The sequence below is a fragment of the Rhodanobacter sp. B05 genome (assembly GCF_002001085.1).
GTDB lineage: Bacteria > Pseudomonadota > Gammaproteobacteria > Xanthomonadales > Rhodanobacteraceae > Rhodanobacter.
This window is the reverse complement of the sequence record NZ_MUNU01000013.1, coordinates 169,887-190,425: the sequence shown is the minus strand read 5'-3', so window position 1 is coordinate 190,425 and position 20,539 is coordinate 169,887. Positions and strand designations below refer to the sequence as shown.

The following is a 20,539-nucleotide window of genomic DNA, read 5'->3' as shown; positions in this document are numbered from 1 at the left end:
GCCATTCAATACGGTAGTGCCGGGCGGGCACCACGTTCTTTACCGTTCTTTACCTTCGCGCAAAGAACATATACGCAAAGGTGTCGTCAAATGGTGGCGTACCTTCCCCACCACTGAAAGAGGCAAGCATCATGCGCAAGCACACACTTCTCGGTCTGGCCCTGGCGTCGGCCCTGGCCATCGGCACCACCGTCGTCATGGCCGCTCCGGGCGCCGGCGGCCCGGGCTCGTCCGATCATGGCTGGCACGGTCATCGCGGCCACGGCCAGATGATGATGCTGCACAAGTTGAACCTCAGCGACGCGCAGAAGGCCAGCATCAAGCAGATCGTCAGCACGAATCGCGAGCAGAACAAGGGCCAGCGGCAGGCTTTGCGGCAACAGCGTGCCGCGTTCGAGTCGATGACGCCCAACCAGGTCGGTTACCAGGCGGCCGCCGCCAGCCTGGCCCAGGCCGAAGGCCAGGCGACCCAGGTCCGGGTGCAGCAGATGGCCAACCTGCGCGCGCAGATCTACGCGGTGCTGACTCCGGCACAGCAGGCGCAGGCGGCCACGCTCAAGGCGCAGGCCCAGGCGCGTCGGGCACAGTGGAAGCAGTTCAAGGCACAGAACCCCGCGCCGTCCGGCCAGTAAGCCGTCCTCCGCCGCGATCCTCCCTGTAAAGCGGCGATTGGACGACCAGAAGGCCCGGGATTGCCCGGGCCTTCTTCTTGTTGCGCGCTTATTTTTTCTTCGGCAGGTACAGGTCGGTGATGGTGCCTTCGTAGACTTCCGCGGCCATGCCGACCGACTCACCCAAGGTGGGATGCGGGTGGATGGTGAGCGCAATGTCGGCCGCCTCGCTGCCCATCTCGATCGCCAGAGCCAGCTCAGAGATCAAGTCGCCGGCGTGCACGCCGACGATGCCGGCACCGACGATGCGATGGGTTTCCTCGTCGAAGATCAGCTTGGTGAAGCCCTCGGTGCGGTCGATGCCGATGGCGCGACCCGAAGCCGCCCACGGGAACTTGCCGACGCCGACCTTCAGACCTTTCTCCTTCGCCTCGCGCTCGGTCACGCCGACCCAGGCGATTTCCGGATCGGTGAACGCCACCGACGGAATCACCCGCGCATCGAAATGGCTCTTCAGGCCGGCCACCACTTCGGCGGCGACATGGGCCTCGTGGGTGGCCTTGTGCGCCAGCATCGGCTGGCCGACCAGGTCGCCGATCGCGAAGATGTGCGGCACGTTCGTGCGCATCTGCGTGTCGACGTTTATGAAGCCGCGTTCGGTCACCGCCACGCCGGCCTTGTCCGCGCCGATCTTGTTGCCGTTCGGCGAACGGCCCACCGCCACCAGCACGCGGTCGAACAGCGTGGTCGCGGGAATGCTGTCGCCCTCGTAGCCGACCTCGATGCCCTTTTTCGTGGCCTTCGCGCTGACCACCTTGGTCTTCAGGTGCACGCCCTTGAGGCGGCCGCCCAGGCGCTTGGCCAGCGGCTTGACCAGGTCGGCATCGGCACCGGGGATCAGCTGGTCCATGAACTCGACCACGGTCACCGCGCTGCCCAGTGCGGCATACACGGTGGCCATTTCCAGCCCGATGATGCCGCCGCCGACGACCAGCAGGTTCTTCGGTATGTCTTTCAGCTCGAGCGCGCCGGTGGAGTCCATCACGCGCTCGTCATCCCACGGGAACGCCGGCAGTTTCACCGACTGCGAGCCGGCGGCGATGATCGCCTGCTCGAAGCGGATCAGCTTCACGCCATCCTTGGTCTGGACTTCCATTTCATGCGGCGAAACGAACGTGCCGTTGCCCTCGACCGTGCGCACCTTGCGCGCCTTGGCCATGCCGGCGAGACCGCCGGTGAGCTGGCCGACCACCTTGGTCTTGAAGTCGCGCAGCTTGTCGATGTCGATCTTCGGCGCGCCGAAGCTGACGCCGTGGGAGGCCATCGCCTCGGCCTCGTCGATCACCGCCGCCGCGTGCAGCAGCGCCTTGGACGGGATGCAGCCCACGTTGAGGCAGACGCCGCCGAGCGTGTCGTAGCGCTCGACCAGCACGGTGTCGACGCCGAGGTCGGCGGCGCGGAACGCGGCGGAATAGCCGCCGGGGCCGGAGCCGAGCACGACGAGCTTGCATTCGATATCTGGGGCTCTTCCTGATGACGCTGCCGCTTGCGGCACCTTCGCCTCCTCTCCCCTCTGGGGAGAGGATTGAGGTGAGGGGCTGGGGCTTGCGGAGGACTTGTTGCTCTCGGCCGCTTCTCTGCTGGGGCTACCCGGCGACCCCGCACCCTCACCCCTGCCCTCTCCCGAAGCGGGAGAGGGGGACGCGGTGTCGGCTGCGCCGACGGTTTCCAAAATGGCAATCACCGCCCCTTCGGAAACCTCGTCGCCCACCTTGAGCTTCAGCTCCCTGATCACGCCGGCGGCGCTGGAGGGAATCTCCATGGTCGCCTTGTCCGACTCCAGCGTGATCAGGCTCTGCTCCTTCGCCACCGTGTCGCCGGCTTTCACCAGCACCTCGATCACCGGCACGCCGTCGTGACCGCCGATATCGGGAACCTTGATTTCGATCGTGTTGGCCATCGTCGTCGCCTCCGGTCAGAGCAGCAGCCGGCGGATGTCGCCGAGCTGGTTGGCGAGGAAGCTGGCGAAACGCGCGGCGAGTGCGCCGTCGATCACCCGGTGGTCGTACGACAGCGACAAGGGAAGCACCAGTCGCGGTGCGAATTCCTTGCCGTTCCACAGCGGCTTGGTCACCGACTTGGACACGCCGAGGATGGCGACTTCCGGCGCGTTGACGATCGGCGTGAAGTAGGTGCCGCCGATGCCGCCGAGCGAACTGATCGAGAAGCAACCGCCGGACATCTCGGCCGGGCCGAGCTTCTTGTCGCGCGCCTTCTTCGAAATCTCGCCGAGATCGCGGGCCAGGTCGACCAGGCCCTTCTTGTCGCAATCGCGGATCACCGGCACCACCAGCCCGTCGGGCGTGTCCACGGCGATGCCGATGTGGAAATACTTCTTGAGGATCAGCTTCTCGCCCGACTCGTCGAGCGAGGCGTTGAATTGCGGGAACTGCTTCAGCGCGGCGACCACCGCCTTGATCTGGAACACCAGCGGCGAGATCTTCAGATCCTTGTTCTCTTCACCGAGCTTCTTGCGGAACGCCTCCATCTCGGTGATGTCGGCGTCCTCGTGCTGGGTGACGTGCGGGATCATCGCCCAGTTGCGCGCCAGGTTCGCGCCGGAGATCTTCTGGATGCGCGACAGCGGCTTCTCCTCGATCGCGCCGAACTTGGCGAAATCGACCTTCGGCCACGGCAGCAGGCTGAGGCCGCCGAGCGAGGCAGCGGCACCCGTCGACGGGCGCGCGCCGGAAGCCAGCGCATGCTTCACATATGCGCTGACGTCGTCACGCTGGATACGGCCGCCACGACCACTGCCCTTCACCTGCTGGATATCCACCCCCAGCTCGCGCGCAAAGGCGCGGATCGCCGGGCTGGCGTAGGGCACGTCGCCGGGCATCACGATGCGGGCGTCCACCGGGGGACGCACCTGCGGCGGCACGTCACCCTCGGGCGCGTTGCCGGGCTGCACGCCCTGACCGACCACCGGCGCGGGGGCGGGCTCGGCTGCGGGCGCGGGCGCCACTGGAGCCGGAGCAGGGGCCGCAGGCTTGGCAGCGGCAGGCTCGGCAGCGGCGGCACCTTCCGCTTCGATGATGGCAATCACCGCACCCTCGGAGACTTCGTCGCCGACTTTCAGCTTCATTTCCCTGACGACGCCTGCATAGGGCGAAGGCACTTCCATGGTCGCCTTGTCCGACTCCAGCGTGATCAGGCTCTGTTCTTTCTCGACCTTGTCGCCGGCCTTGACCAGCACTTCGATGACGGGGACGCCCTCGTGACCGATATCGGGAACGCGGGCTTCTTTGAGGTCGGCCATGGTGACTCCTGCTGGCGATGGCGCACCGCTCGGGGATGGCGGCTGCATACAAGAGGTCAATCATAACGAAGGGGGCGGGCATTGCGCATGCCGGATCGTGTAAGGTCGGGACCTCGCAACCCACCATGCGCCGGCGTATCCATGACCTTGAGCGGACGCGTCGCGCGGCCCTGTACCGTAACCTGAGCCCTGTTCACGCCGCAGCACGCGGCACCGGAAGGAACCCATGCTGACCATTCGTGACCTGTCCAAAACCTATGCCAACGGCGTCAGAGCCCTGCGTGGCGTGTCGCTGGACATCCCCAGCGGGATGTTCGGCCTGCTCGGCCCGAACGGTGCCGGCAAGTCGTCGCTGATGCGCACGATCGCCACGCTGCAGGATCCCGACGAGGGCACGATCAAGCTGGACGAGATGGATCTGCTCGCCGACAAGCAGGCCACCCGCCGGCTGCTCGGCTACCTGCCGCAGGAATTCGGCGTGTACCCGAAGGTCTCGGCCGAGGCGATGCTGGAGCACTTCGCCGTGCTCAAGGGCGTCACCGTGAAGAGCGAGCGGCGCGAACTGGTCGAGGCGCTGCTGCGCCAGGTCAACCTGTGGGACGTGCGCAAGCGCAAGCTGGGCACTTACTCCGGCGGCATGCGCCAGCGCTTCGGCATCGCCCAGGCGCTGATCGGCGAGCCGCGCCTGATCATCGTCGACGAGCCCACCGCCGGTCTCGACCCGGAGGAGCGCAACCGCTTCCTCAACCTGCTGGCCGAACTGGGCGAGCGGATGGTGGTGATCCTGTCCACGCATATCGTGGAGGACGTCACCGACCTGTGCTCGCGGATGGCGATCATCGGCCAGGGCCAGCTGCTGCTCACCGGCGAGCCGGCCGAGGCGATCCGTTCGCTGGAAGGCCGGGTCTGGCGGCGCACGATCGACAAGGCCGAACTGGACGGCTACCGGGCGCGCATGACCATCCTGTCGACCCGCCTCGCCGGCGGCCGCACCCTGCTGCACGTGCTGGCCGACAGCTTGCCGGAACAAGGCTTCGAACCCGTCGCACCGGATCTGGAAGACGTCTACTTCGGCCGCCTGCGCGCGCAGGCCACCGCGCGGGCCGCCTGAGCTTGCCCGATATCCTGCCGTAGGAGCCCGCTGGCGGGCGATGCTCTTGCTCCGATCTTTCGTTACGGCATTAAGACAAGAGCATCGCCCGCCAGCGGGCTCCTACAGCGACCAGACAGGATCACTCATGTTCTTCGAGATACTTCGTTTTGAATTGCGCCAGCAGCTGAAGGCGCCGCTGTTCTGGATTGTCGCCGTCGCGTTCTGCGCGCTGGCGTTTGCGCTGGCCAGCACCGACGCGGTGATCCTCGGCGGCGCCAGCGGCAACGTGCTGCGCAATGCGCCGCTGGTGATCGTGCGCCTGCTCAGCGTGCTCACCGTGCTGAGCATCTTCCTGGTCACCATCTTCGTCGCGGGCGCCGCGCTGCGCGACTTCGACCAGCGCACCTCGGAACTGATCTTCGCCACGCCGATGAGTCGCGGCGCCTATCTGGGCGGGCGCTTCGCCGCCGGCTACGCCGCCTCGCTGGCGATCATGCTGGCCTGCGCGCTGGGCATCGCGCTGGGCGGCATGATGCCCTGGGTGGACGCGGCGCGCCTGGGGCCGACGGACTGGCACGGCTACGCCTGGGCATTCGGCGTGATGGTGGTGCCGGACATGCTGTTCATCGCCGCCCTGCTGTATCTGCTGGCGACCACCACGCGCTCGCTGCTGGCCACTTATATCGGCGTGATCGTCTATTTCGTGCTGCAGGGCGTGGTGGGCCAGCTGACCAAGGACGTCAACAACCATTACCTCGCCGCCATGCTCGATCCGTTCGGCGGGCGCACCCTGGCCGTCGTCACCCGTTACTGGTCGGCCGACCAGTCCAATCACGTGCTGCCGGCGCTCAGCGGCGTGCTGCTGTTCAATCGCGTGTTGTGGGCAGGCGTGAGCCTGGCCATGCTCGGTGTCACCGCGGCGCTGTTCCGGCCCAACCGCGAAGGGCTGAAGCTGCCTCGGCGCAAGAAGCGGGCGGAACCGCCGATGCTGCGACCGCAGGTCATCGCTGCCGCACTGACCTTGCCCAAGGTGCAACTGGGCAACAATCTGCGCGCCCATTTGCTGCAGCTGCGCACCCTGTTCGCGTTCGACACGCTGAGCGTGCTGCGTGGCGTGCCGTTCCTGATCATGCTGGCGCTGGGACTGGCCAACCTGTTTGGCGCCTTCCTGCTGTCCGGCCAGATCTACGGCACGGCGACGTATCCGGTAACCCACCAGGTGCTGGACAACGTGCAGGGCGGCTTCCAGTGGCTGCTGTACATCATCATCACCTTCTACGCCGGCGAGCTGGTTTGGCGCGAGCGCAGCCAGCGCTCGGCCGAAGTCAGCGACGCGTTCCCGGTGCCGGACTGGGTGCCGCTGACCGCCAAGCTGGGTGCCCTGCTGGCGGTGATCGTGGCGTTCCTGGTGGTCGGCGCCGTGGTCGGCATCGGCTGGCAGCTGGGCCACGGCTATACCCACCTGGAACCCGGCCTGTACCTGGAGACCCTGGCGCTGCAGGCGATCCCGTTCGCGCTGCTGGCGGTGCTGGCCGTCTTCCTGCAGGTGTTGTCGAACAACAAGTTCCTCGGCTACCTGTTGACCATCGTCTGGCTGGTGCTCAGCGCGATCGGCTTCGATCTGCTGCATTGGGAACAGCACATCTACAACTACGGCACCACGCCCGGCGCACCGTATTCGGACCTCAATGGTTATGGTCACTTCCTCAAGGCCGTGCTGTGGTTCGATTTCTACTGGGCCGCCTGCGCGGTGGTGCTGCTGGTGCTGGCCGCGCTGTTCTGGGTACGCGGCACCGGCCAGTCATGGCGCGAGCGCCTGCGCGAAGCCGGAGCCCGCCTGCATGCACCGGCCGCGGTGGCGCTGGCGCTGGGCCTGCTTGCCTTCATCGGCAGCGGCAGCTGGATCTACTACAACACCAATGTACTGAACCAGTTCAAGAGCAGCACCACGCAGAAGATCGAGCAGGCCGACTACGAGAAGAAGTACGCCAAATACAAGGACGCGCCGCAACCGCGGATCACCGCGGTGCAAGCCGATGTCGACATCTACCCGTACCAGCGCAAACTGGATCTCCGCGTCCACTACACCCTGGTCAACAAGCACGACACGCCGATCAGCGAGCTGTACGTGAACTTCACCGACGGGTTCGCGGTGAAGTCGTTGAGTTTCGCGCCGCACGACACGGTCAGCGCCGACAAGGCACTTGGCTTCACCATCTACAAGTTGAAGACCCCGCTGGCACCGGGCGCGTCGATGCCGTTCGACTTCACCCTGGAATACGCGCCAAAGGGCTTCACCAACAGCCCCGCCGGCACCTTCCTCGCCTACAACGGCACCTTCTTCAACAACCAGGTGATGCCGCAATTCGGTTACCAGTCGCAGGTGCAGCTCACCGATCGCAATGACCGGCGCAAGTATGGTCTGAAGATGGATGTACCGCGCATGCCGCCGCTGGGCGACGAAAAGGCGCGCGCCAACACCTACATCAGCAACGACGCCGACTGGATCAGCTTCGACACCACCGTCTCCACCGCCGCAGACCAGATCGCGCTGGCGCCGGGCACCTTGCAGAAGGAGTGGACCGCCAACGGCCGGCGCTACTTCCATTACAAGATGGAACAGCCGATGCTGAACTTCTTCGCGTACCTATCGGCGCGCTATGCAGTGAAGCAGGCGGAGCACGACGGGGTCGCCATCTCGGTCTACTACAACCCGGCGCATGCTTGGAACGTGGATCGCATGATCGAAAGCGCGGAGGACTCGCTGGACTACTACGACAGCCACTACACGCCCTACCAGTTCAAGCAGCTGCGCATCGTCGAGTTCCCCGGCTACGCCACCTTCGCGCAGTCGTTCGCGAACACCATCCCGTTCTCCGAGTCGATCGGTTTCATCGCCGACCTGCGCGACAAATCGAAGCTGGACTACGTCTACGATGTCACCGCGCACGAAGTCGCGCACCAGTGGTGGGCGCATCGGGTGATCGGCGCCAACATGCAGGGCTCGACCATGCTCAGCGAATCGCTGGCGCAGTACTCGTCGCTGATGGTGATGAAGCACAAATACGGCGCTGACCAGATGCGCAAGTTCCTCAAGTACGAACTGGACGCCTACCTGGTCGGCCGCGCCACCGAGGATCGTGCCGAGGAGCCGCTGGCGAAAGTGGAGAACCAGGCCTATATCCACTACCGCAAGGGCTCGATGGTGTTCTACGCATTGCAGGACTATGTCGGCGAGGACAAGCTCGACGCGATGCTGAAGCAGTTCCTCATCGACAAGGGCTTCCAGCAACCACCGTACACCGACTCGCAGGAGTTCATGGACGCGCTGGGCAAGGCGTTGGGGCCGCAGTGGCAGCCGATGCTGGACGACTTCTTCTGGAAGATCACCCTGTTCGACAATCGCATCACCGACGCGACCGCGAAGAAGCTGCCGGACGGCAAGTACGAAGTGACCATGAAGCTGCACGCCGGCAAGGTCTACGTCGACGGCAAGGGCAAGGAAACCCCGGGCAAGATCGACTTCCCGATCGACATCGGCGTGTTCGCCGCCTCGCCCGGCGCCGGCAAGGACGGCAAGCCGCTGTATCTGCAAAAGCAGCTGGTGAAGGACGGCGACAGCACGATCACCGTCACCGTCGACGGCAAGCCCGCGCAGGCCGGCATCGATCCGTACAACGAGCTGATCGACAAGGTATCGAGCGACAATCGGCGGGCGGTGATGGTGGAGTAGATGCGGGTCGGCGCAACGGCCGGGGCGGACCGCTGCGTCTCAAAGTCAGCTGTGTTTCGCCGCAGCATCCGGCAGCTTGCCCTCGACCACGGTGAGCTGGCGCTGCGGCAGCGGGATGCTGATGCCCACCTTGTCGAAGTGATCCTTGATCGCCCGCAACAGGTCGGTCTTGGCGGCCCAGAAATCGCCGGACCTGGTCCAGGCGCGCACGATCAGGTCGACCGAGCTCTCGCCCAGTTCGGACGTCCACACGCCGGGCGCGGGGTCCTTGAGGATGCGTTCGTCCTGTTCGAACAAGTGCCTGATCTCGGCCATCGCGGCGCCGATGTCGTCCTTGAAGCCGATCCGCACGGTAAAGTCAAAGCGACGCGTACCACGACGGTTGTAGTTGAGGATCGCGTCGCTGCCGATCTTGCCGTTCGGCACGATCGCCTCGCGACCATCCGGCAGCAGCAGCAAGGTGTGCATCAGGTTGATGCTCTCCACCGTGCCATCGATGCCCCCGGCCGTGACGTAGTCGCCGACCCGGAACGGGCGGAAGATCACCAGCAGCACGCCCCAGGCGAGGTTGCTCAGCGAGCCCTGCAAGGCCAGTCCGATCGCCAGCCCGGCGGCGCCCAGCGCGGCAACCAGCGGCGCGGTGGACACACCGGCCATGTTGAGCGCGATCACCACCAGCACGGCGATCAGCAGACCATAGACCACCTTGCGCAGAAAGCCGATCAGAGTGATGTCCACCGACGCGCGCTGCAGCGCGCGCTGGACAAGGTTGGCCAGCCGCGCGGACAGCCAGATGCCGATCAGCAACACCAGCAGTGCCAGCAGCAGGTTCAGGCCGACCTGGGTGAGGTTGTCGGCGACCTTTGCGCCGAGCAGGTTCGCGAGAAAGTCGTGCATGGCATTCGCCCCGTAGTGAAGACCGGAACAGCCTAACAAACCGGCGCTGCACGATTCACTTTCGACGCGGCTTGCGCGGCTTGCCGCGCGGCTGGATCAACCGGCGGCAGGCTCCGTGCCGGCCGGCGATGGCGCGGGTGCCGACAGATCCTGGAACACGCTCTTCATCACGAAGTCGGAAGTGACTTCCTCGCCGGTAAGCAGCATCGCCAGCAGTTCGCCGCCGAGCAGTTGCGGCGCGATCACCACGTCCGGCTGCGCCAGCTTGATGCGGTTGCGGTGGCGTCCGTCGTTGAGCGCGGCCACCGTGCGCGCGCCACCACCGAGTTCGCGCGCAGCAAGGATCGCGAACGCATTCTCCGAATCGTCATCCATCATCGCCATCACCGCCTGCGCCCGGCCCACGCCGGCCTGGCGCAACACGTCGGTGTTGCCCGGGTCGCCGATCACCACGTCCACCTCGTCCAGGTCGATGTCATCCGGCTGTTTGCGCAGCAACCGTGTCACGGGGCGGCCACGCCGTGCCAGTTCCCGCCAGGTATTGATGGCCAGGGCGGTGTTGCCGATGACGACAAAATGCTTTTCGCGTTTCATGTGGCGGCCCTTGCGAGAAACGATGCGTTGCAGCGAATGGCTGACCATCGGTGCGATCACCGCGGTCAGCGAGGTGGCGAACACCGCGACGCCCAACACGATGATCGAGACGGTGAACAGTTTCGCCTCGGCGGTCAGCGGCACGATGTCGCCATAGCCGACCGTGCTCATGGTGACCATCGAGTAGTACAGCGCGGTGACCAGATCGGTGATCGCCGGTTTGTATTGCGCGCCCAGGTAATAGCTGCCGAACGTGGCATACATGATCAACATGGCCACCGAGGTCAACGCGAACAGCGTGCTTGCCGCGACGCTGGCGCGATCGAAATGCCGGTAGGCGAACAGCAGCGCAGCGAGCACCAGCAGAAAATAGGCCAGCAGCGCATAGCCACCGGCATGGCCGCCGAAGCGCGTGCTGATCGCGGCGGTCAGCACCAGCAACATCGCCATGAACCACGCGATGCGCGAACGCCAGAGCAGGCCGAGCGCCATGGTCAGCATGCCGCTGCCGATCAGGATCGGCGGCAGCATGCGCGGCGGCATCCGCAGCGAACCGTCGAGGATCCGGGTGATGTCGTGCTGCCAGCCGCGCCCCACATCGGCCTTCAGCAGCCACACGCCACCCAGCCACATCAGCACGGCCAGCGGTATCTGCGGAAACCAGAGATCCATTCGCAGCGCCCTGCGCACCCCGTGCCACAGCGTGCGCAGTTGTTCGGCATTGAGCTTGAGCAAGGCGATCTCGGTCTCCCGCGGGGCGTCGGCCATGCACATCATCGACCATGCTGCGTGCGAGGATCAAATCGGATCATGGCCCGTCGACCGTGCGCACCGGCTTGCGCGATTCCCGACTTGCGCTCAGAGCTTGTGAAGAAAACCACTTCCTGTGGTTTTCTTCTATCGCGTGTCCGGTACATGCCCGGACGCGCTCACGCGAATCAGTCACTTGCGTGACCGATCCGCGACCGGCCTTCCATGGCCGGCCTGAGAGGTTGAAAAATTCACAACCTCTCAGATCCGGTGATCTTCGATCTCGGTGACCCGGCCATCGACAATGGTCACCACCGTGACATGGCCGTCGTGCCGGTAACGCCACTGCTCGCCGCCCTGGTTGTTGTCGATCACCCTGACGCCGCCACGGCGGCTGCCACGGGTGCGCGAGCGGCGTCGATGCGATTTCGACGAAGGCTTGCCGAGCAGGTCGGTGACGCGCTCCTGGCTGTCGCCGGCGGTGAGCACCTGGTTGCCCACCCGCAAGGTACTGGACGCCTGCACGACGGCACTGAAGACAAACAAGGCGACGATGAGACATATGCGCATGACCTGCTCCCTGGTCGGTGTTGGATCGGAACATCCCTGCCGCGTTGTGGCCGTCGCTCAGAACCCCGCGCCGGGTTGCGCGAGGTAGGACACCTCGTCCGGCGTGTTGACGCGACCCAGCACGGCGTTGCGATGCGGAAAGCGGCCGAAGCGCGCGATCACCTCGCGGTGACGCCGAGCATAGTCGAGAAAATCGCCGAAGCGCTCCCGCTCATCGGCGCCCACCTGGGTCTGCAAGGCTTCGAACAAGACCACGGAACGCTGCTGCAGGCGCATGTCCTCGGCGTGTTCCAGCGGCAGGTAGGCGAAGACCCGCTGCAGCGGCGGCAAGGACTGGTCGAAGCCGTCGGACAGGCCCGACAAGGCGACGCGCTGTGCCTTGACGTCGGCTTTCCAGGCACGCGCACTGCCGCGGTAAAGATTGCGCGGAAACTGGTCGAGCAGGATCAGCAGCGCCAGCCAGCTTGCGGGCGTGGCCGCCGCCCAATCGTCCAACTGCCCTTGCGCCGCCGCCTCCACCGCCGCACCGAAGTGCAGGCGGATCTGCCCGTCGAAGCATGCATCAGCAGCGAACCACTGCGCGGCGCGGGCCGGATCGAACCAGAAGTCGAGAATGTCGCCTGCACCGGCCGGCAAGCCGCCGCTCAAGATGCGCTGCCAACCAGGCAGTGCATGTCCTGGTGAATGGCGTGCAGCCGCGGCAGCTGGCGGCACAAGACGCGCGCCCACTCGGCCGGAAGCTGCCCGATGGCGTCCTCGAATGCCTGCAGCAAGTCGGCTCCCCGATGCGCCAGCGTCTGCAACCAGGCACGATCCTGTCGCGCCAGCACGCGTATCAGCCAGGTGGAAAGCTGCCGCCTGGCGGTGCCGCGCCAGCTACCCGGATCGCACGCTTGCCCGCCACTCGCGCAGGCCTGTGCCAGCAGATCGTCGATCAGGAGATCCAGCGTCTGCGCATTTTCCAGGAGCACCGTGCGCAAGCCGGGTTCGCATACCTGCGCGGCCTGTCGGTACATCTGGCGCAGGTCGATGCTGCGCTGAATCAGGTCGCGGCAGACCGCCTGCGCCGCATGCGCCGGCAACGCGACCTGCGTCCGGGTGGCCGAAAGCTTCATGGCCGCATGGTGGCCTGCAGCGACTGAGTCCAGCATTAACCCGGGGTGGCCGAGCGCCCTAGCGACTGATCTGGAGCAGGTCGAGTGGCTGGCCGCGGCTGTCGCGCAAGCCTTGCTGCAGGCGGCCGAGTCGCTGGATCGCCGGGCACAATGCCTCGATCTGCGGACGCAGGGCCTGCAGGCGTTGTTGCAGGCGCGGCTGCAGTTCGGTGGCCAGCGAACTGGCGCGGTCGCGCAGGTCGGCCGCGCCCTGCAGGTCGCCCGCCAGCGCGGCGTTGACAGCCTGCTGACCCAGGTCCGCGGCCAGCAAGGGCATCAGGTCACCAGCCACTTGATTGGTGTACTGCTGCATGGCGTCGCCTTGCCAGTCGTGCGTGCTCTGGCTGTTGTCAATGCGCTGCTTCAGCTCGGCCGCATGCGCGTTCAGCCGGCGATCGAATTCGGCACGGGTATCCGCACCCAGGCCCAGGTTCGCCACCTCGGCACGCAGTGCCTGCACCGCCATGTCCACGCCGTTCTGCGCCACCTTGCGCACGCGCGGTGCCAGCGCGCGCAAGTCGCGCTCGAACAGGGTCAGGCGATCCTGCTGCTCCGGGTCGAGCGTCACGGCGATGCCATCGATGCGCAGGCTGCCATGCTGCAACTCCACCCGTGTCGGCGCCGGGGACGGGCGATCGAACAGCAGGCTGTCGGCGCGCAGTGTCACGTCGTAACTGCTGGTCGCATGACAGACTGTGGCGAGATCGTCGGCTCGCAGCGGTGCTGCCACCAGCAGCGAAAGCAAGGTGACCAGGGCAAGCCATGAACGCATCGAAGGAACTCCACGGGCGATGCCGCCTAGCGATACCCGCTCAGCCGGCAACCGGGGCTGAATGTCAGGCGCCTGCTTCACGCCCCGTTGAGCGGAGTGATCAACTGCAACCCCTTGCCCACCTCGACCATACCGCCAGCGGCGAGCGCGTCGGCGCTGCCGCTCGAACTCCGTTCGTGCATCCAGGGGGGAGTATTGCGCGGGCCCGGCACGTACGCATGCCAATCGCCATACTTCTCAGCCGGCTCCGGATGGCCCCATTCGCTCAGTCTGAACGTGATCGGCACCCTGACCTGCCAGGCGGATCGGGCCGCCTCGGGGCCGGCGGTCGGTGGCGCGAACGTCCAGTGCCGCGCCGCGTTCAATGCCGCATCGGCAAGCACGGTTCGCCAATGTCGCATCTCGACGTCACTGCCCACCTCGTCCAGATTGACTTGTTCGGCAGCTTCCTCATCCACGACGCCGGTGCGGTTCACCCGCATCACCACGTAGACCGTGCCTGAAACGTGCGCGCGGGCGGCATCCCTTGGGTAGGCGGGCGCCTGTCGCTGTTTGGCACCGATGGTCCTGCCGGTGGGATCGTCGTTGGATGCCGGCTGCCCGAAATGACTGCCAGCAATGCCGAGGGTGTATTTGCCGTCACCCGCCGGCATGGCCACGATGCGCAGGCTCATGGCCGCCTTCGCCAGCACCGCTTCACCGTCGCGAACGACCGGTGCGAATCGCCACCTCGGTGCATCCCGCGCAATCAGGGCGACCACGGGCGCGGGCAGCTGCTCGGGATGATCGACGACATAGCTCTTCAGGCTGCCGTCCGGCGCCACCGTGACCGCGCCACTGACCAGCATGCTCGCCTGCACCCGCTTGCGTACGGCGTCGGCTCCGGCCGCCAGCGCCGCGCCCGACAACAACAGACAGAACACACCGAGAAGCCAGCGTTTCATGTTTTCCCCTCCACGATTGAACGCCATGTCGAGCGCATCGCATGACCGACGCGCGAGTCTAGGCGCCTGTTCCGACGTCGCACAAGCGCCGGATCAGCGACGGTGGCGGAACTGTGCGCGCACCGCCGGCACGCCCAATCGCCAGCTCAACCACAGCAGCACCGGCACGGCGACCGCTTTCAGGACCAGTGCGGTCAGGTAGCTGTAGCGCGCGTGCAGCAGTGCCTGCTGCAGGGTGGCGTCGCCGTGCAATTGGTCGAGCGCCTCGGTGCTCGCGCGCGCAAACGCTGACCACTGCGCCAGCATGGCGCCGCCGCTCGCCAGCATCCACAACGCCAGCAAAGCGGCGGCCACGCGCAGCGCGGGGCGCGCCCAGGCCTGGCGCAGGATGCAGCCGGCGCACAACACGATCAGCAGGAATGCGGCCAGCAGATAGGCGATGTCCCAGGCGAGCATTCCACGCAACGCCGCGCTTGCCACTGCACCGGGCGCAAACACCTGTCGCTGCGTCCACAGCAGTTGCGCATGGCTGAGGTATTGCACGCAACCGAACGCGGCGAGCAACAGCAGCAGCCACACCGCCACGCGCCAGACGGCAAACCCGGGTCCGCCGCGTGCCAGCGGCTCGGCGCGCACTGCCACGGGCATCAGGACGCCTCCTTCAGCAGGATCAGGATGAGCAGGCAGGCGAGGCGGCGCATGGCGAAATCTCCCGTGATCGAATCCGGTGCAGTCGCCGCAGTGTACCGCCGCGCCAAACAGCAAGGGCGCCCGGAGGCGCCCTTGCTGTTCGAGGAGCTTGCGCGGTATCAGCGCCGGCTGATGGTGAACTTGCCGGCCGAGACACCCAGGTTGACGCCTTCGCCGGTACCGGCCAGCGCCAGTGACACCGTGCCCTTGGTCAGCACCTGCGCCTGCGAACTCTTCACCACGCCCGCCTCGGCACCGGCCTGCGCGTAATCGCCGAAGACCTCGCTGATGCCGTGCACGTTGCTGATCTCGCCCTTGCCATTGTTGATGCGGTACTTGCCGGCAGTGAGGCCACCGCCGACCACGGCGATCTTTACGTTCGCATGCTGGCCGTTGTCGCAGGTGATCCTGCCCGTGCCCTCGGCGTGCTTGTAGATCAGCGACCAGCCCGACAGGTTGTAGACAAGATCGCATTTCACGCCGGCGTCGGTGGCGTAGGCGCTGTTCACCGGCAGCATGGTCGCCGCGCCTGCACAGGCAAGTACCAGGGCAGCCATTGCAACAGTACGCTTGATCATCGCGTTCTCCTTGATTTACGTGGGAATGGGGTCTGTCGTTTGCGCGACACCGGCGAAAGATCGACGTGCCGCGCATTGGCAGTGGCATCGTGTGCACACATGCGTGACAACAGCGTGCACGAGGCTAAACCGGCGTTCAGGCTGCCCGTCCAGGCTGGACGTCTTCGGCGAGCCGCCTTGATGCCCTCATAACAGGCCGCCGTGCAGACTGTCGCGAACAGACCTTGCCTGGTCGCGGTCCCGCGCCGTAGGGTTGTCATATCACCGAACTTCGGCCGCGACTTGATGGAATCCGGCTATCGACTTGCAGGGCAACGAACTTATGGTCAGGTATTCACTGGTGGGGTACGACGGTTCCGAGGCTTCGCGCCGCGCTTTCCAGTTTGCGATCGAACTGGCCCGCTGCGGCGGTGGCCGCGTGCGCGTGGTGTCGGTGCTGCAGGTCACCGAAGGTGGCGCCGATGCATGCGCGCTGATGATGGCGGACTCCGGCACCCAGCGCGCGCAGGAACTGCTGGCGGAACTGACCACGATCATGCCCGACGCGGCCAGCCTGGTGGATATCGAACTGACCCACGGCAGCCCGGGCGACGTGCTGCTCAGCCAGGTGGAGCAATACGGCATCGACCACATCGTGATCGGCCACACCGAACGCGGCGCGCTGGCGCGCTGGCTGCTCGGTTCGGTATCGACCAACGTGCTGGCGCGCGCCCACGTACCGGTCACCGTCGTTCGCTGAGGTCGTGCGTCGAGAAGCTCAGCTTCCGGACGCTGGAGCCGCAGGCTCCCGGGGCTGCGCATTGATCTTGCGCTGCGCCTCCTGCTCGATCCGCAACCGCTTCACGTCGATCGGGCGGATCTGCATGATCGTGCAAGGGATGTAGCCGCGGCCGGTCAGCACCCTGTCGAACCGGGTCGACACCTCGCCGACACTGGAGGTGAGGCCGATCGCCCGGGTGAACTCCAGATTCTGGCAAGGTCCGTCCAGGTCGAGCAGCCAGGCCCGGCTCGGCTGGGTGTACACCACCAGTTCGCTGTCGCTCAGGGGCTCCCACGACCACATGTTGAAGAAGTGGAAACTTTTTACCGGCGCACCGGCCGCGGCGGCATAGGCCGCCTGCCGCTGCTGCTGGCGCTGCGCGTACGGCACGCTGGAGCATGCGGCGAGCGCGACGGCCAGCACGGCAGCGATCGACAAACCCGTCTTGGACATGGCAAAACCTCCGTGAGGATGCATGATGGACAACGCATCGGAACCCGCGCGGTGCACCAGCCGGCGCATTGCCCGGGACCTACCTTGCCGACTTCAGTTCCTGCCGGCCTTGCCCTTGCGACCCTTGTCCAGGGGCGTCCACTTGGCCGGATCGAAGCCGCCCACCTCGTAGACCAGGGTCTCGTCCTGCTTGCCATCGAGCAGAGTCACGTCCAGCTCCAGCTTCCCGGTTTTCTCGAGCAGTGCAATGAATGCCTTGTCGTCGCGGATCATCAGCGCCGGTTCCCCGCCTTGCGGCGTGAACGCCTTGATCCGCACCGGCTTGCCATCGGCCTTGCCGGTGATGGTGCAGTTGCCGCGACAGAGGAAGCCGGGCTTGCTGCCATACAGGAACGCGCTCTGGCCCCAGCTCGTGTGCCGGCGCAACACCAGCCGCACCGGGTCGCTGTCACCGGCCCGCGTGCTGTAGATGCTGGCGGTCGACTGCGTGCCGCCGGCCATCGGCGCCACCTGATACGTCCACAGGCCAGCCAGGCGATTTTTCTCGCGATTTGCCGCGTAGCGCTTTTCGATCGCCGGCAGGGTCTGTTCGACCTCCTTCGCCGCATCGCTGCCGGGGAAGCGACTGACGATGTCCTTGCCCATCGTCACCACCATCTCGTCGTTGTGCAGCTTCAACAGCTGCCGATAGGTGGCGAGATTGCCCGCGGCGGCCGCCGTGTCCGCCTGCGCCTTTTGCTGCCCGGCCGTGGGGGCGGGCGCGCCGGACTGCTGCGAACAGGCCACCACCAGCAGGCCGGTGCAAGCCGCACCCAGCAGACCGAGACGAAGTGTGTTGTTCATCCGCGCCATTCCTGTCGATTGCAGGCCGCCAGCTTGAAACCTGCGGCATGTGCGCGCAACTGCCCGTGGCGTGCTCAGCTCTCGCTGGCCATGCCCGAATCGAGGTGCTCGACCCGCACCACCTGGTCGAGCCAGATCCGCTGGCTCCAGCCCGGGACATCCGGTCGTTCCAGCTTTACGATGGCATTGATGCCTTCGCGATCATCGTGGTCGCGGAACACCTGCACGCTTGGCCGCACGCTGACGACGCCATCGCAACTGCTGCCATCCCGCAGCAGCACCACGACATGGCTGTTGGCCGGCAATTGATGCACCAGCGACTCGAGTTTGCGGATGCCGTCCGCGTCGGTGAACACACATGCTGCCGCTCTGCCCATGAAGCACCTCCAGTGGACCGGAACGGGGCGGAATCTACGCGTTGAAGCGGCAAGGGCGCGTCAAATGCGGGCTTTCCGGTTGAACCCGCGTCGTGCCACCCCGGATAATGGCTGCTCCCAGGGACCACCCATGCCATCACCCACGACACTTGCCGCGGACTCGCTGCTCCAACACCGCGCCTTCGTCGCGTTCTGGCTGGCACGGATCTGCTCCAGCTTCGGCTTCCAGATGTTGTCGGTGGCGGTGGGCTGGCAGATCTACGCGATCACCGGTCGCGCCTTCGACCTGGGTCTGATCGGCCTGGTGCAGTTCGTGCCCTCGTTGCTGCTGGCGCTGCCGGCCGGACACGTGGCCGATCAGTTCGAGCGCCGCCGCATCGTGCTGATCGGCCAGATTGTGGAATGGCTGGCGATCGCGGCACTGGCCGGCCTGAGCCTGGCGCACGACATCCACGAACTCGGCATCCTCGCGCTCATCTTCGTGATCGGCGTGGCCAAGGCGTTCGAGTTTCCCGCGCTGCAATCCATGCTGCCGGCGCTGGTACCTGCACGGATCCTGCCACGGGCGATGGCGGTGAATGCGTCGGCCGGCCAGGCGGCGATGATCATGGGGCCCGCGCTGGGCGGTTTCCTCTACGTGGCCGGCCCGGGCGTGGTCTACCTGGTCGCCGCGGCGCTGTACCTGGTTTCGGTGACCATGCTGGTGCGCCTGCGCTACGAACAGGCGCCGCCGCGGCGCGAACCGGCCACGCTGAAGACGCTGTTCGCCGGCGTGCACTTCATCCGGCGACGGCCCGACGTGCTGGGTGTGATTTCGCTGGACCTGTTCGCCGTGCTGCTCGGCGGTGCCACCGCGCTGCTGCCGATCTTCGCCAGGGACATCTTGCACACCGGCCCGTGGGGCCTGGGCCTGCTGCGTGCGGCACCGGCGGCGGGTGCGCTGCTGATGTCGCTGTGGCTGGCGCGGAACGACATGCAGCGGCGCGTGGGGCCGATCATGTTCGCCTCGGTGGCCGGCTTCGGCGTGGCGACGCTGGTGTTCGCCGTGTCCACCGCGTTGTGGCTGTCGCTGCTGGCGTTGTTCGCGCTGGGCGCCTTCGACATGGTCAGCATGGTGATCCGCGGCGCACTGGTGCAGCTGGATACGCCCGACGACATGCGCGGCCGGGTCAGCGCGGTCAACGCGATCTTCATCAACACCTCCAACCAGCTCGGCGAGTTCGAGTCCGGCATGCTGGCCGCGTGGCTGGGCGCAGTGAACGCCACCGTGCTCGGCGGCATCGGCACGCTGCTCGTGGTGGGCCTGTGGATGGCGATGTTCCCGAGCCTGCGCCGGCGCCAGCAATTGCACGTCGTAGAAAATCTCCAGGCCACGCCGGCTGCGGATACGCTGTGAATCTCCCGAGGAGCGCACCGTGATCACCACTTCCGCCATCGATTTCCTCGACGCGTTCACCGCCCTGGCGCCGTTGCCCGGCGCCGCGGCCACGGCGCGCGTGGCTTTCCTGGTCGCGCCGGCCGAATTCAGCCTGGCGGCGGAATCGGCGCAGGACAACCGCTACATGGACATGCGCCACGTAGTCGATCCGCTGCAGGCACTGGCCCAGCACAGTGCACTGGCGCAGGCCTTGCGCGCGGACGTGCCGGTGATCACCTTCCCCGGCGATCCGGCCACGCCGGACGCGGTATTCCCCAACAACGTGTTCGGCACCGCGCCGGGCCGGCTGATCGTGGGCCGCATGCGGCATGCGGTGCGCCAGCGCGAGGCCGCTCGCGTCGATATCCGGAATTTCTTCGGCGAGGTGCTGGGCTACGACGAGATCGACCTGTCCGGCTGCACCGACCTGGTCGCCGAGCTGACCGGTTCGCTGATCATCGACCGCGCGCGCGGCGTCGGCTATTGCGGCCTCAGCGAGCGCTGCGACATGGCCGGCGCACGCGCGATGCACCAGGCGTTCAACCTGCGCCTGACCTATTGCTTCGAGCTGGCCGAAGCCGAATACCACACCAACGTGGTGCTGACCCTGCTGGCCGGCCGCGCCGCGATCATCGCCGCCGACGGTTTCCGCGATCCGGCCGCGGCCAGGGCGATCGCGCAGGCTTACGGCGAACGCACGATCTGGCTGACGCCGGCGCAGAAGCAGGCGTTCGCCGGCAACGCGATCACCCTGTCCAACGACCGCGTGTGGATGAGCGCCTGCGCCGCCGCTTCGCTGACCGACGAACAGCGCACGGCGCTGGCCGACTACGGCTTTGCGATCGGCGCGGTGGAACTGGGCGAGATCGAGAAGGCCGGCGGCAGTCTGCGCTGCTGCGTCGGCGAGATCTATTGAAGCGGCACCACACCGCACGAAAGCCGACGCTGCCGCGGTTGCAGGCGCACAAGCGTCGGTGCATTCTC

General features: G+C 66.2%; 20 protein-coding genes. 6 read left to right on the top strand and 14 right to left on the bottom strand.

What is annotated here, in order from left to right; translation table 11 throughout:
• Positions 1 to 131 precede the first annotated feature (131 nt).
• Entirely contained in the window at positions 132 to 632 is a 501-nt protein-coding gene (locus B0E47_RS07180) for a Spy/CpxP family protein refolding chaperone (protein WP_077513330.1), read from the top strand.
• A gap of 88 nt (positions 633 to 720) precedes the next feature.
• Here B0E47_RS07180 and lpdA read toward each other — a convergent pair whose 3' ends face one another.
• Positions 721 to 2,571: a dihydrolipoyl dehydrogenase gene (gene lpdA, locus B0E47_RS07175; protein ID WP_077513329.1), complete on the bottom strand. Its 1,851-nt coding sequence runs from the start codon at positions 2,569 to 2,571 to the stop codon at positions 721 to 723.
• 15 nt (positions 2,572 to 2,586) lie between these two features.
• A complete protein-coding gene (aceF, locus tag B0E47_RS07170; protein WP_077513328.1) occupies positions 2,587 to 3,978 on the bottom strand; it encodes a dihydrolipoyllysine-residue acetyltransferase in 1,392 nt (463 codons plus the stop codon).
• A gap of 178 nt (positions 3,979 to 4,156) precedes the next feature.
• Between aceF and B0E47_RS07165 the strand changes: the two genes are divergently transcribed.
• Positions 4,157 to 5,041 carry an ABC transporter ATP-binding protein gene (locus B0E47_RS07165; protein ID WP_077513327.1) on the top strand — a complete coding sequence of 295 codons (885 nt, stop codon included), beginning with the start codon at positions 4,157 to 4,159 and terminating at the stop codon, positions 5,039 to 5,041.
• A 127-nt stretch (positions 5,042 to 5,168) separates the two neighbouring features.
• Entirely contained in the window at positions 5,169 to 8,756 is a 3,588-nt protein-coding gene (locus tag B0E47_RS07160) for a M1 family aminopeptidase (protein WP_077513326.1), read from the top strand.
• 45 nt (positions 8,757 to 8,801) lie between these two features.
• Here the strand turns inward: B0E47_RS07160 and B0E47_RS07155 are convergent, their stop codons facing one another.
• From B0E47_RS07155 to B0E47_RS07115, 9 genes are all read right to left on the bottom strand, one after another.
• Complete coding sequence (locus B0E47_RS07155; RefSeq protein WP_077513325.1) at positions 8,802 to 9,653, bottom strand: mechanosensitive ion channel domain-containing protein; 852 nt, start codon at positions 9,651 to 9,653, stop codon at positions 8,802 to 8,804.
• Positions 9,654 to 9,749: 96 nt separating this feature from the next.
• Positions 9,750 to 11,015 (bottom strand): ion channel, encoded by a 1,266-nt coding sequence (locus tag B0E47_RS07150; RefSeq protein WP_077513393.1) that lies wholly within the window; start codon positions 11,013 to 11,015, stop codon positions 9,750 to 9,752.
• 243 nt (positions 11,016 to 11,258) lie between these two features.
• On the bottom strand, positions 11,259 to 11,567 hold the full coding sequence (locus B0E47_RS07145; RefSeq protein WP_077513324.1) for a DUF2845 domain-containing protein: 309 nt from the start codon (positions 11,565 to 11,567) through the stop codon (positions 11,259 to 11,261).
• A gap of 57 nt (positions 11,568 to 11,624) precedes the next feature.
• On the bottom strand, positions 11,625 to 12,215 hold the full coding sequence (locus B0E47_RS07140; protein ID WP_343124528.1) for a DUF924 family protein: 591 nt from the start codon (positions 12,213 to 12,215) through the stop codon (positions 11,625 to 11,627).
• Positions 12,212 to 12,682 carry a hypothetical protein gene (locus B0E47_RS07135; RefSeq protein WP_254422849.1) on the bottom strand — a complete coding sequence of 157 codons (471 nt, stop codon included), beginning with the start codon at positions 12,680 to 12,682 and terminating at the stop codon, positions 12,212 to 12,214. The genes B0E47_RS07140 and B0E47_RS07135 overlap by 4 nt, the downstream gene beginning before the upstream one ends.
• 58 nt (positions 12,683 to 12,740) lie before the next feature.
• A complete protein-coding gene (locus B0E47_RS07130) occupies positions 12,741 to 13,493 on the bottom strand; it encodes a DUF2884 family protein (protein WP_077513323.1) in 753 nt (250 codons plus the stop codon).
• A gap of 77 nt (positions 13,494 to 13,570) precedes the next feature.
• Positions 13,571 to 14,464 carry an energy transducer TonB gene (locus B0E47_RS07125; RefSeq protein ID WP_254422848.1) on the bottom strand — a complete coding sequence of 298 codons (894 nt, stop codon included), beginning with the start codon at positions 14,462 to 14,464 and terminating at the stop codon, positions 13,571 to 13,573.
• 66 nt (positions 14,465 to 14,530) lie between these two features.
• Entirely contained in the window at positions 14,531 to 15,085 is a 555-nt protein-coding gene (locus B0E47_RS07120; RefSeq protein ID WP_077513321.1) for a hypothetical protein, read from the bottom strand.
• A 161-nt stretch (positions 15,086 to 15,246) separates the two neighbouring features.
• The gene (locus B0E47_RS07115; RefSeq protein WP_077513320.1) at positions 15,247 to 15,705 is read right to left on the bottom strand and encodes a hypothetical protein; all 459 of its coding nucleotides are present in this window, start codon (positions 15,703 to 15,705) and stop codon (positions 15,247 to 15,249) included.
• Between the two features lie 322 nt (positions 15,706 to 16,027).
• On the opposite strand from B0E47_RS07115, the gene B0E47_RS07110 reads away from it, so the two are divergent.
• Positions 16,028 to 16,444, top strand: a complete 417-nt coding sequence (locus B0E47_RS07110; protein WP_077513319.1) for a universal stress protein — start codon at positions 16,028 to 16,030, stop codon at positions 16,442 to 16,444.
• Between the two features lie 18 nt (positions 16,445 to 16,462).
• On the opposite strand, the gene B0E47_RS07105 is transcribed toward B0E47_RS07110, so the two are convergent.
• The 3 genes from B0E47_RS07105 to B0E47_RS07095 all read right to left on the bottom strand — a co-directional run bounded on the left by B0E47_RS07105 (position 16,463) and on the right by B0E47_RS07095 (position 18,138).
• Positions 16,463 to 16,918, bottom strand: a complete 456-nt coding sequence (locus B0E47_RS07105; RefSeq protein ID WP_077513318.1) for a DUF6491 family protein — start codon at positions 16,916 to 16,918, stop codon at positions 16,463 to 16,465.
• A gap of 93 nt (positions 16,919 to 17,011) precedes the next feature.
• A complete protein-coding gene (locus B0E47_RS07100; RefSeq protein WP_077513390.1) occupies positions 17,012 to 17,761 on the bottom strand; it encodes a hypothetical protein in 750 nt (249 codons plus the stop codon).
• A gap of 74 nt (positions 17,762 to 17,835) precedes the next feature.
• Positions 17,836 to 18,138, bottom strand: a complete 303-nt coding sequence (locus tag B0E47_RS07095; protein WP_077513317.1) for a DUF3247 family protein — start codon at positions 18,136 to 18,138, stop codon at positions 17,836 to 17,838.
• 130 nt (positions 18,139 to 18,268) lie between these two features.
• Here B0E47_RS07095 and B0E47_RS07090 point away from each other — a divergent pair, with 130 nt between their 5' ends.
• Positions 18,269 to 19,534, top strand: a complete 1,266-nt coding sequence (locus tag B0E47_RS07090) for an MFS transporter (protein WP_077513316.1) — start codon at positions 18,269 to 18,271, stop codon at positions 19,532 to 19,534.
• 19 nt (positions 19,535 to 19,553) lie between these two features.
• Positions 19,554 to 20,471 carry an arginine deiminase-related protein gene (locus tag B0E47_RS07085; protein ID WP_077513315.1) on the top strand — a complete coding sequence of 306 codons (918 nt, stop codon included), beginning with the start codon at positions 19,554 to 19,556 and terminating at the stop codon, positions 20,469 to 20,471.
• The last annotated feature ends 68 nt before the right edge of the window (positions 20,472 to 20,539 follow it).